10 protein-coding genes are annotated in these 12,433 nt (G+C 43.7%); 6 read left to right on the top strand and 4 right to left on the bottom strand.

Annotation, left to right across the window (positions count from 1 at the left end; translation table 11 throughout):
• Positions 1–105: 105 nt before the first annotated feature.
• Entirely contained in the window at positions 106–1,611 is a 1,506-nt protein-coding gene (locus ACE1CD_RS01445) for an ATP-binding protein (RefSeq protein WP_374796371.1), read from the bottom strand.
• Between the two features lie 447 nt (positions 1,612–2,058).
• Here ACE1CD_RS01445 and ACE1CD_RS01440 point away from each other — a divergent pair, with 447 nt between their 5' ends.
• Positions 2,059–4,083, top strand: a complete 2,025-nt coding sequence (locus tag ACE1CD_RS01440; RefSeq protein WP_374821008.1) for a DEAD/DEAH box helicase — start codon at positions 2,059–2,061, stop codon at positions 4,081–4,083.
• 251 nt (positions 4,084–4,334) lie between these two features.
• Here ACE1CD_RS01440 and ACE1CD_RS01435 read toward each other — a convergent pair whose 3' ends face one another.
• From ACE1CD_RS01435 to ACE1CD_RS01425, 3 genes are all read right to left on the bottom strand, one after another.
• Positions 4,335–5,441 (bottom strand): saccharopine dehydrogenase NADP-binding domain-containing protein, encoded by a 1,107-nt coding sequence (locus ACE1CD_RS01435; RefSeq protein WP_374821005.1) that lies wholly within the window; start codon positions 5,439–5,441, stop codon positions 4,335–4,337.
• Between the two features lie 90 nt (positions 5,442–5,531).
• The gene (gene crtO, locus ACE1CD_RS01430; RefSeq protein WP_374821002.1) at positions 5,532–7,226 is read right to left on the bottom strand and encodes a beta-carotene ketolase CrtO; all 1,695 of its coding nucleotides are present in this window, start codon (positions 7,224–7,226) and stop codon (positions 5,532–5,534) included.
• A gap of 89 nt (positions 7,227–7,315) precedes the next feature.
• Positions 7,316–8,788: an AAA-like domain-containing protein gene (locus ACE1CD_RS01425; RefSeq protein WP_374796363.1), complete on the bottom strand. Its 1,473-nt coding sequence runs from the start codon at positions 8,786–8,788 to the stop codon at positions 7,316–7,318.
• Positions 8,789–9,354: 566 nt separating this feature from the next.
• Between ACE1CD_RS01425 and ACE1CD_RS01420 the strand changes: the two genes are divergently transcribed.
• The 5 genes from ACE1CD_RS01420 (at position 9,355) to ACE1CD_RS01400 (ending at position 12,276) form a co-directional block, all read left to right on the top strand.
• The gene (locus tag ACE1CD_RS01420) at positions 9,355–9,864 is read left to right on the top strand and encodes a hypothetical protein (protein WP_374796361.1); all 510 of its coding nucleotides are present in this window, start codon (positions 9,355–9,357) and stop codon (positions 9,862–9,864) included.
• A gap of 168 nt (positions 9,865–10,032) precedes the next feature.
• Positions 10,033–10,542, top strand: a complete 510-nt coding sequence (locus tag ACE1CD_RS01415) for a hypothetical protein (protein WP_374796359.1) — start codon at positions 10,033–10,035, stop codon at positions 10,540–10,542.
• 191 nt (positions 10,543–10,733) lie between these two features.
• Positions 10,734–11,165, top strand: a complete 432-nt coding sequence (locus tag ACE1CD_RS01410; RefSeq protein ID WP_374796355.1) for a hypothetical protein — start codon at positions 10,734–10,736, stop codon at positions 11,163–11,165.
• A 15-nt stretch (positions 11,166–11,180) separates the two neighbouring features.
• Positions 11,181–11,546: a hypothetical protein gene (locus tag ACE1CD_RS01405; RefSeq protein WP_374796353.1), complete on the top strand. Its 366-nt coding sequence runs from the start codon at positions 11,181–11,183 to the stop codon at positions 11,544–11,546.
• Between the two features lie 109 nt (positions 11,547–11,655).
• Positions 11,656–12,276, top strand: coding sequence for a hypothetical protein (locus tag ACE1CD_RS01400; RefSeq protein ID WP_374796351.1), 621 nt, complete (start codon positions 11,656–11,658; stop codon positions 12,274–12,276).
• Positions 12,277–12,433 lie beyond the last annotated feature (157 nt).

Genomic DNA, 12,433 nt, shown 5'->3' with positions numbered 1-12,433 from the left:
AGTTTTACAGGGGACTATATGAGTTCGTATGTGAGTTAGTATTGCTCGTTTATGAGTTCGTGTATGAGTTGAGATATGACGGCGACAGCGTTTGAGTAAGTACCGCTAAAAAGTGCCATCCTTCAAACGCTGCAACAATTTTTTATGGTGAGCTAGCGCTACACTGCGAACTAAGTTATGTTGTCCCAGAACGCGCTTATTATTGTGATTAACTGATTCTTCCACCAAAAAGCGATCGCATAATTGTTCTAAGGCGATTTCTTGGCGTTCCAGACTACAAGCCTTTCCTGATAAACGTTTGGCAAAAGCAGCCAACTGCATCAGCCATCCTTCTTGTTGCACGGGTGCGCGATAAACAGAAGCGGCACAAATTAATAAGTAAGCATCTTTTATATCTCTAGCCAATCGCTGAAAAGTCGCTTCTAATCGTTCGTTTACCTGTATTCGTAATTCAGCAGTCAATCGATGTAACTGCCAATCATCTTCCTCCCCTTCAATTTTTCCTTGCTCTGCTTCCAATAGTGCTATTTCCACTTCTTCTATTTTGCTACCAACATCATTCCAATATGCCTGTACGTTTCCATAATAAGGTTCGCTGCCTATTTCGCCGATAATCACTCGCAAAGCCAAAGGATGACCTTTGTAAGCTTTTCCCATGCGTAACAAACAAGAGCGATCGACACTATTTGAACTCAGATCGAATCCCGATACCTCAAACAATGCCAATTGTTCCGCTTCTTCTAATCCATATAAAACTTGTCGATACCAAAAGTTTTTATAGCGATAAGAAAGCAATTTTACTGGTAAATCCTGCGAGGTAACAATTACCCGGCTTTGGCATGATTCCGCTGATAATAGCGACAGAAAGAATTTTTCCCAATACGGATCGATAAATTCACCCGTTCCAAGCTCTTCATTTACCGTTAGTAGTATTTCTAAAGAGTCAATTATCAGTAATATTTGATTCTCTCGCAGATATTTGACTAATTTTGGCAGTAATATTTCTGGTTTTTTATCTTCAGCAGCCATAGGTTGCCCCCATTCTTCCAACCATTGGAGAGCCACCGAAGTAAAATCGGTAACTTTTTCCTGATAATCAAAATTAGCTCTTTTACAGTTATTCTTCCAATCTTGAGAAAACCAATCTTGCAATTCGATCGCCAATCTTTCTGCCAAAGCCGTTTTGCCAATGCCTGTCAAACCCAAAATCAATAACAAACGGCATTCGGAACGCAACTTAGCACTTAATTCCAAGATAAGTTTTTCCCGTCCTACCCAGGAGTCATCCCAGGAATAAAACCCGATCGGAGCCGATCGCTTGGCGATCGTCTCAGAGTGTTGTGCAGTCTCGGCTTCTGCGATGCTGGGTGCAGCAACAGTAACGTCAGCATTACCTATATCGATGATTTCTTGCCATTGCAAGCCCAAACGATCGCAAATATCTTCGCATTTGGAAAAATAGACGGGTTTACCGTTGAAAAACTTGTTGATCGTAGACAGACCTATCTCTAGCTCGCTAGCGAGGTGTCCTTGGGTGGGAAAGCCATTGCGAGCCAGAGCCGATTTGACTTTTTCGATACAATGGTCAGCTACCCGAACAGAACGAACCATAATAGAACACCATCAGCTGTTTTTTTGAACCTATCACAGAGAAAAACGGGAGGATGGAAGCCCCATCAAGAAGATTGCGGGGATGAAAGCCGACACCTGCGAATTTATTCGCCGTCAAGAAGTTGCGCCCATTGTTCAATTATTTTAAAACTTACGCATCAAGTATGAAATGTAGGGCTTTTTAGATATTTGCATTAGTTTTTGCCCAAAGCCTTACTCGGCAGCAACTTCGAGTGTATGCGGGTCTTCGTAGCGGATGATTTCGTGGTGCTGGACTTTTGCTTGTGGGACAGCGCTGCGGGTAGCGCTGTCCTCACTGCTCTCAGCCGATCGAGTCTCTGAAGCTTCGCTTTTGTCCTTATTGCGGTGCTTCCTTCAGGCGGTGAAGGAGTGGAATTTTTTGTTTTGCCGACCAGCAGGTGCAAATCAGGGCCAAATTAAATTATCTTGTTAAAAGCGATCGATCGCACTGTATTTTGTATTTACAACCTCATGCTCACTACCCCACTGACAACCAAACTAAGAGAATATCAAATTGAATGGATTCAAGATATATTCGATGCTTGGTCGCAAGGTTCTCGATATGTTTTAGCGCAATTACCCTGTGGCGCGGGCAAAACGATTTGTTTTGCTTATATCTGTCGGGAATTTTTCAAAAAATCTCAAAATGTGCTAGTAATTGCCCATAGAATCGAATTGATTAACCAAGCCGCTTCTAAATTAGAAAAAGCGGTCGGCGTTCCCGTAGGTATCATTAAAGCTGGCATGAAAGCTGACCCCAGTTGTCAAATTCAAGTCGCCTCGATCCAAACTTTAATTAGACGCAAAGAATTACCAACCAATATCGGACTGGTCGTTTTTGACGAAGCCCATCACGTCACCGCCTCATCATACCGTCAGTTAATCGAACATTACAAAGAATCCCTGATTTTAGGAGTCACCGCCACCCCCAAACGCATTGACGGACAGGGATTTGAAAACTTATTCGATCGACTGATCCTGGGAGTTTCCACCGAAAAATTAATCGCCGCAGGTTATCTGAGTAAATTTCGTTTGTTTGCTACAGATAAAACGATTTCTACCTACGGAGTAGCCAAAAATGAAAGAGATTTTAACTCCAGAGATTTAGCCTTAGCCGTAACTACCCAAGTAGGAGTTGATGAAATTGTCCAAAACTACCTCAAATATGCTGCTAATAAGCGTACCATAATTTATGCCGCATCCGTCCAACACAGCAAAGATATTGCCAAAGCATTGAGAGCATCTCACATTCAAGCCGAACATTTAGATGGAGACACCCCCATCAAAACCCGTTTTGAGATTTTGAAACGCTTTGAAAAAGGTTCTACTAAAATCATCACTAATTATGAGATATTAACCGAAGGATACGACTGTGAAAACATCGAATGTATCTATTGCTTAAGACCGACGGAAAGTTTAACTCTTTGGTTGCAAATGGTGGGACGGGGATTGAGAATTAGCGAAAATAAATCAACCGCGATTATTATTGATGTTACCGATAACTGGAACAAACACGGTTTGCCGGATGATAACTTTGAATGGACTCTGCAAGCTACGCCGCCCCCAACCAATCATATCGGTTTAAAAAAATGCGAATTCTGCTCTCATATATTTAGACCGCTCACCGAGGAACTAAAAGTTATAGAGGCCGAAATAGATAAAGATGGATATATCATCAGACACTATCGGGCTACTTGTCCGGGCTGCGGTAGTGATGTGCCCTTTTCTACTAAAGAAAGAGAAGGCAAAAATCATCAGCGAGTCAGAGTGAGGCTCACTGTAGGTAGGCAAACCGAGTTAGTAGAACTCAATTTAAATTCTACACCATCAATTATTAAACAAGTTTATCATTTTGTGAAGACTCAACCTTCAATCAGTACGCCCGATAAAATTTATAAAGCTATTTTCCGGCAGTTTATCAAAATTATCGATGATTTTAGTTTGGGCGATTGGCGGAGAATAGTAAAATTGGTGGAACCGACTCATACTATTCCTACTAAGATTGCTTGGGAATTGTACTTGGAAGGTAAACTTAAACACCAAAACCGTCTGGCGGCTTTAGAAGCTATGTCTAAGCGAAAATCTTTAGAACAACAGAAGTTAACTTCTCAGCCACCTCAGCCACCTCAGCCAGCGCAAAAAATAGTTGCCCTCCAACAGAAAACTAAAGCATTACCTGCTGTAGGCAACCCCGATATTCGCAAGAAATATGCCCGCCAGTGGAAACTCTTTCTTTCCCGCTGTCACAGTTCTACGGCAGAATTTTTGAGGGAGAATGCTGGCTTATTTTCCGTTGAGGATAGCGATACCTATTGCAATATCTCGATCGAACTGCGGAACGTTCCCGAACTCAAAACCCAACGCCTGCACTTGAAGGAAGCTGAATTTTTGGCTGCACTTAGCGAGGTGTTTGGCAAAAAAGCTTCGATTATGTTTCGCTTACAGATGTAGTTGGTGCGATTTCTTTTTTCCTCCTTTCTCAAGAGTAAACAAGCATCGCACTTACTCCTCTTCTGTCACACTCCGGGAGGTCGATCGCTAGAACGCCAGTCCAGTAGAATAAATTGACAAAAAGAACAAGATATATATTGTGTAGGGGCGAAGCATTCGGGCGACAATCGATCGCGATCGGCAACAATTTTTGTGTCCGAATGCTTAAAGTAAAGTTATCGCCCGTACCTAACCCACCCTACGATGAGATACTAATTTAGCCACTCTCCCTGAATAGTTACACCACGGCTTGCCATTGTTTGTTCAAACAAATCGGTTGGCAATGCTTGTTCCACCGCCCAAACACCGGGTTTTTTCAGCTTGCCGTTCAGCAATAATTCGGCAATGCTGCCGGTGCCGTAGCCTGCTGAAATTGCGGTATTTTCATGTACTAAAGTCGAACAAAAAATAGCTGTTTTCCCATCTTTTTTTCCTGTGACTTCCGCACGAATTGCTACGCCAATACCGCTGAAGCGATCGGTAAAATTAGTCATTTTGTGACTGACAGTAGATAAAAACTCGATCGTCGCGGTATTTTTTAGCACTTTGGGCGGCCAGAACTTAGCAACCCACCAAGTTAGGTAATTGTAAAAATCGGGAACAGAACCGAATTTTGTAATCACAGTTTTGACGGGGAAAGTATCCGGCAAAGTGAAAGTTTCTGGCATATCGTACCAGTAAACGCCCGTGCGATCGTAGGGAGGCGGGAATACAACTGCTTCGCGATCGCTATAAGGTTTCAGTGTCTCCCACTTGCCATTTATCCAAGCTTCAAAGGGATTTTGCAAACCCAAAAACGTCGTTCGCATCACCGTGATTCCCGCACCGCCAGAACCCGATACTACATAACTGAGGTGAATCTTGTCTGCCTCATCCAATTGTTCTACACCCTGTCGCACCATGCTATTAGAAATGCCGGGAAAAATACCCGTATTGACAATTGCGGTTACGCCAGCTTGTTCGGCGGCAGATTTATAATTGAGCGCTTTGATTGTAAAAGAGCGATGATCGCTGACATCCAAATAATTAACGCCTTCTTCGATGCAGGTTTTGAGAACGATCGCATCGCGATAGTGAAATGGCCCAGCACAGTGGATGACAATATCGGAAGATGCGATCGCATTCCGCAATTTCTCTTTTTCCGCCAAATCCAAAGTCAAAAATTTTACTTGCGACCCCAACTCCTGGGCCACCGCTGACCCAGCCGCCGAATCTCTCCCCGTAATAGTAATTTCTGCCTTTGTGTGGGCAACTAAATCCGCAGCAACGCTGCTGCCAATTCGCCCGCTTCCTCCCACAATTAAAACTTTATCTGTCATTTTTAAAATTCGATCTCTTTAACCTCAGTGGAGCAAATGTAAGTCATCCTCGCCATCCTTAGCAAGGATGACTTTTCTTTCAAAGAGGGATTAAGAGATGCGGAACACTGACGCGACAGTAGACTTGAGAGAATTGCCCGCATCTTTGAGAGTTTGGGCTAGAGGCTGCTGTGCGTGCAGGAAGATGCGAGCGCAATTGCGTCCCGGCATCCCGGAAATTGAGCCACCCGGATGAGTTCCCGCACCGGTGAGATACAGTCCATCAATTGGCGTTTTGTAATTAGCTAATTCCGGTAACGGACGGAAAAACACCATCTGATCCAGCGTCATGTCGATATGGTAGTAGTTACCTTTGTACGCTCCCAGACGCGCACCCAGTTCGGCGGGACTTTCCACACGACGTGCGATCGTCGCCGTCTTGACATTGGGCGCGTATTCTGCAAGCTTATCGATAACGCGATCGGCTACTTTATTTTTCAATTCATCCGTCCAGCCCGTTCCATTTAAACCCGTTCCCTCCGCATCCGCAATTTGATAAGGCGCGAAATATTCGATCCAAACCGTATGCTTGCCTGGAGGAGCCATCGACGGGTCTAGCATCGTCGGCTGAACTACATACATTGACGGGTCTTCCAGCGGAATTTTACCAACAGACGGATCGCTGTGGGCAATTTCCACCTGTCTGACAGAATCGGCAATCAACACAGAACCGATCAGGTATTCATCTTTGTGGTCGTGATGCACAAAGCGCAGCGGTTCATCCATCGCCAGGTCGATTTTGAGGATAGTTTCGTTATTGTTAACGATGCGACGTTCCAAACGCTCCTTTAAATCTGGGTCGGCAGCATTCACATCGCTTTCATCGACCAATTGCAAGAACAGGCGCTTGGCATCGATGTTAGAAATAACACCTTTAGTGGCGCGGTATTCCCTGCCACCACCAGCCCGAACCCCCACAGCCCTACCGTCATCAATTAAAATCTTCTCAACGTGCTGGTCAGTAAGTATCTTTCCACCCAAGCTTGTGACTAAATTAACTAGCGCCTTCACCAAAGCGCCAGTACCGCCTCTAGGTCTAGCCATGCCGGGATTGTGGCGCATCGCCATCATAATCGCACCTACGGCAATGCTTTTTTGAGAGGGAGGCGCACCGAGTTCCGATGCCAATCTTGCCAAAGGTGCTTTGAGAAACTCGGAATCAAACCACTCGTTGATGACATCCTCTGCGCTGGTAAGCATTGTACGAACAAAGTCCAGCGTTTTATCTGCGCTACCGATCACAGAAAATAAATCTTTTAGCTTTTTAAAGTCGTAGTTACCAACAATATCGACGATCGACTTTGGCGGCGCGTTGAACATAGGAATCATCGCGCCAAGGACGCGCTGCCAGTAAGCTGTGAATTCTGCGTATTTTTTGGCGTCGCGCTCATTGTAGCGAGCAATTTCCGCACAGGTTTTCTCAACGGATCTATGTCCTAAGAAGTATTTACCATCTGGATGGGGACAAAATACCACTGGGTCGCAGTAAAGATACTCCAGACCGTATTTTTCCAGTTCTAATTCTTCAACTACTGGCCCCAGATGGATGAATTCGTGGTCGATCGCACACAGGTTAAATTTAAAACCCGGTGCTTCTTTTGGCAGTGCTTCCTCGGTAGTAGCAGCGCCACCAGGAACGGGACGTTTTTCGAGTAAAAGAACGCTATATCCGGCTTTGAGCAGATAAGCCGCACAAACTAAACCATTATGGCCTGCGCCAATGATTACAACGTCGTAAGTTTCCATTGATGCAACTTTATAAGATGGACTATCTCTGTTATCCTAGATAAATTACAAAATGTAAAAAATCTGTCGAAATAGATATAATCGTTGTGTTAGCTATGCAAGCGATCGCGGAAATACTGACGATACAACTCGCAGCTCGGTATAGCCTGATTATTGATTAGCTTCACCAGCCCTATACTTTCCAAATTTAATGCAGGCTCTAAATCCAGACTTACCAAGCTTTCTCTAGTCACAATTTGACTGTATGCCTGCGCTAGTTCCCGATCCTGCTGGAGATACCACCACTGGCGTTGCAAGTGGTCTTTATAAATTTCAAACTGTGTAGTGGCTGTCTGCAATAATTGCGGCAGCGTTAGATCTTTTCTGGCAATATGATAAAGAGCAACGCGCACCAGATAAGGATGTCCGCCTACCCAATTCATTAGTTTTTCTACCTGAGAATCCTCCCAATACAATCCGTGTATATCTGCTAGTTCTTTAATTTGATTAAAATTAAATCCTGACAATTTTACTAACAATCCGGCATTAAATGCCGACAAATTCCTAGCAGCAGATATATCAATTTCGCCAGAATTTATAAGGATCGATCGCAACTTTTCAAAAGCATTGGACACACTTTCTCCATACCTGGCTTTTTCGTACCAGCCTCGCAGCATTCCCAAAAAGTCCCAGGCAATTTCCGGATATTGAAAAATGCGATTCATTTCGTCGATCGCCATCACCACAGGGCCATTAATCTTAGCTAGTAAATACTTTTCAAAATAAACGGTAGTATTATAGCTAGTACCTAAACAATCATCCCAATAATGGGCAATCCGATTTGGTAATTGCAAACTTTGACCTACGCTAGCACAGAACCACTCTAAAAATCGATTCAAATCTTTAAAAATTTCTCTTTCTGCTAGTTGTAGGTTCAACAGCACGGTGCGATACCCCTGCTTTTTGGCTTGATTGATAATTCTAGCCATTAAGGAAGTTTTGCCCATTTGTCTGGGCGCTTCTATCCTCACCAAGCCTCCTGGCTGACTAATTTCTTCCAAGCAATGCAGTTCAATCGGAGGACGTTGGATATAAAAGTTAGAATCAATAGGTACTTGACCTCTAGGTAACTCTAATGTCGTCGCCGAACGGGTAGAGTATCTGGGAAGAAAATCCATATCCATAGTAGTAATTTCTGCAATTTCTGCGATCGCCAAATTTGAGCATTGCGTACCCTGAGAAATTTGATTATTTATTGGCTGAGTATAACCAGAAAAAAATCCAGCAACAATAGCTTCTTCTTTCGCGTAATTAAGCTTCGATGTACACCACCGCTCAATTACCGCTCGAAAATTATTTTTGTTGACCTTTTCACCAGCTATTTTGGAAAGAATCTTCCATAAATTTGGCCCTACATCGTGCTGCAAATATTCAGGTGTATAACCTATAGTGGCCGCTATTTCTTGGTAAGTCTGTCCTGACCAAGCACCACGCATTAACATTAATTCGACAGTTTTAAGATGTCTGTTAGTCTGTGCGAAAATGGCTGCATCTGCAAATTGGATGGCTGATTGAAATTCCATGATGTCTGTATTTCCTATAAACCACAGCAGGTAGAGCCTCTCCAAAAAATCTCCAAAGCAATTTAACCATTGCTCTTTAGAAAAACTTTATTTTTATATTAATACAGATCGCTTACTATTGTTAGCAAAGGGATTTTTATACTGATGTGGATAACAGAGAAAAATCCAGCGAACTACGGAAAGAACACTGAGTCGATCGATAGGTAAATAAAGCTCAAAATCGGCCCGATCGCAGGCTATCTGAAAAATTTTGGGCAAAGAGCGATCGCATCCCAGGCGCTTTCTCAGCTATCGTAGTAATTGACTGTCGTTTGCCTAAACCGTTTAGCTGCCATTGACAATTGCGAGACTACTGAGAGAGCATAGACTTTAATTACGTAGTTCAACGTAGCGCAGCAGCCACTTACCTTACCTTACCCTCCTTTCCCCGGCCAAAAAAAGCCAGATCCTTAAGAAATCAGTATCGACGCTGCCAAACTAAATCAAATACAAATTGATATAGCAAGCTTGCTGATGCGTAAATTCAGCAGCCGCTAGAAACCTAAATTTTTATTCAAGGAACTCCAATGAAAGTCAAAGCTCTTCTAGTTGCTTCAGCCGCAGTCTTAGGCGGAGCCTTTTCCATCGCCACATCGAGCGCTTATGCAGGCCCAGCAGTTACTAACCAATACACCACGCAACTTCAGCTAATCGTTCAACCAGCCCAAAATCAAACAGAAGCTAAAGGTGCTAACGTTAGCGTATCGGGTTCCAATCTGGGAGCCGTCACCCTGCCAACACTAAATGCCACCGGTGCTATCACTGCCGGTACCGCTGCTGCACCCACAGATGGCAGCACTTTTAGCTACAACGCATCCAGTTATGTGTTGGATGCCGTAAGCGCGACAACCCTCGATAGCACTTCAGGTACGATCGCAGGCCCTGCTTATGGTATCCAAAATATCACTGTTGGCGGTACTGCCGGAACTCTTGCAGGTACCGTCTCCAGCATTGGTACGGGTACTGTTACTGCTGGCGGACAAGGTACAGTGGGTGTCTTGTCGCAAACCGGTAGCATGAGCGTATTCGGTCAGTAATTAGGCGAGGCAGGTTAGTCGCCTTTGCGCTAACTTGGGTTTCTTTCCTGCCTAACACCTAACTTGTGTTACGGGAAAGCGAAACGGCATTTCTCGCTTTCCCACTCTTAATTTGCCACAATTCAGGCACAATTCAAGTCTGATACCAACAACCAAAACTAAATCAATATGGCTACTGCCAAAATTAACTGGTTGAAAATAATGCTGTTGGTGACAGCATTATCGCTACCAACACTACCAGTCCGCGCTGACTTCTCCCAAACTCGCACCACCCAAATTCAGTTAAGAGTTGATGCTCCTTCCGGAACTGCCGAAGCAAATCGACTCAACGGCTTTGCTATTTCCGGAAGCGGAATTGATGCTTCTGGCGTCCTCAATCAAGGTTCAAATTTGAACCCAAATACTCAATTTACTGCCCCGACAAACAGCTCTCCTTTTAACTTCTCTCTCAACACTTTCTCTGCCGATAACACGACACCAGTATCGCTCACCTCTACAGGCAATAACAGCCTACCCGCTTACTCGAAAGTCAGCGTGACTAACGGTGGTAACAGCGAAGGATTATCGGGAAATATCTCCAGAAGTGGAGAAGGAACTGTTACCCCAGGCGGTTCGGGAACGAATGCTATCCTCACTCAAACCAATAGTTTCAGCGTGTTTGAAAATTCTACTTTTTAATTAAGTGAAGAGTAACTAGAAACTAGCTCGTCAAATCAACTCTAATAGTAGGGTCGCTTAGGCACGGACGATAAATTAAGTGCTTTCCACCAACAGTTAAGTTACCGTGCCGTAAACCACCATCCCCAAATATGTAATATTGATAAACATTTTCTACCATAAACCTGCAATATCCAAAGGAGGAACGATAAATGATAATTTTTTCTAAAGGCTCACAATTCGAGCGCAAAAAACTCAATTTTACGAGCGGCTTTTCAACTGTTTTGGGTGCGGTTGTAACTGCTGTAATTTTGACTGCACCTGTTAGCGCCCAAGTAGTTATCGAACCTACATCAGGTTTTTCCCGCACTACTTCTTGCATCAAACAAACGGTCAACACTAATATTACCGAAACCCAATATTCTAACACTGGTGCGGGATTTGCTGTCGCTGGAGATAACTTATCGGTTTCCGATCCTGGCGGTCGCGTCACACCAGAGTCATCTTATGTGATTTACCAACCAGGCGGTCAATTTAATTTAGGTATCAATCGTTTTGATGCTGGTGCGGCTACTTCTGTGAAAGTTACCGGACAGGACTCTTTTACAGAAACCCAAAGCAGGTCTTTCACGGTGTTTCAATAATAGGTAAAAGGCAAAATGAAGTATCTTTTATTATGGCTAATAATCGTCGGCTCTTTCCCAGTTATATCGAATAGAGCGGCAGCCCAAAGCGTAGGTTTTTCGGTTGGGTTTTCTACGCAATCTTCCAAAACGGTAACAGTTTCTAATGAAGTTGACGTGCGATCGCTCCGGGGATTTAACATTGATGGGGAAAACGTGCAACCTTTAGGAAACAACCCAGTTATTAATGTTAATACAGACTTTGGCATTCGCGATGCGGATAAACCTTTTAATCTGCTGCAACAAGATTTGACTGGTAGTAATATTCGCACGGTTGAAACAAATTCAACTACCAATGCTGACGGTACTTCCACTAACCTGAGCGTGTTTGCTTCTTTCTAGTAAATGGGAAAGAATCGCCGAACATAATATTTTCATGGCGATGAAAATATGTGGCTAATTCTCAGGGCATCATACCTAGAATTAGAGTAATTTTTTTGATTTTATAGCTATGAATACAAAGTGGGCTATAGCTGCTATAATTATTCTGTATAGCCTGGGTTGGACAAATGCTGTCAAGGCGGATGAACTTTCTCAAGACACATTTAACCTTCCCTCTACTAGCAGCAATTCTAGAGCGACTTCCAGCAGCGCCGGGACTACGGTAAACCAACAACAGAATACACAAGTAAATAACAACCAATTCTACGGGTTTGGCCCTGGTATTTCCTGTCCGAGTCCAACTTTGGGGTTATCGATGTATGGAGGATTAGGCAATGGTAGCGGTTCTGATGCTGAAGTTTCCAGTACTTCTATCGGCGCAGTTGCTTCTATTAACATACCTCTGGGGGGTGGTAACGCACGCACTTGTAGAAAACTTGGTGAGGCTCAATTACGGGCACTCCAAGCGCAAACGGAAAGAGCTAATTTAGAAGCAGCTAAAATTCGGACTGATATTACTTTAGTTACTATCAATCAATGTATTCAAATTATGAGAAATGCTAGACTTTCCGGTCAATTTGCCGAGGTTTGTTCTGGCATTGAGTTAATCTCTCCAAACCAAAACAATAATGCGCCTGCGGTTCAGCCAGTTACTGTTCCTCAAGGTAGTCAGACGGTGCCACAAAATTGAGTGCTTCATAGCGCCGGGTCTTTCGGGTTGATGGTGGAAAATGTTTGTATATGTTACAGATAGCTGGGATGGTGGGTTACGGCACGGGAACTTAATTATTGGTTGAAAGTGTTGAAATTATCGCCCGTGCCTAACCCACCCTACGATTAAATAAGTT

This window comes from Aerosakkonema sp. BLCC-F183 (assembly GCF_041929145.1).
Lineage (GTDB): Bacteria > Cyanobacteriota > Cyanobacteriia > Cyanobacteriales > Aerosakkonemataceae > Aerosakkonema.
This window is presented reverse-complemented; position numbering and strand designations above follow the sequence as displayed.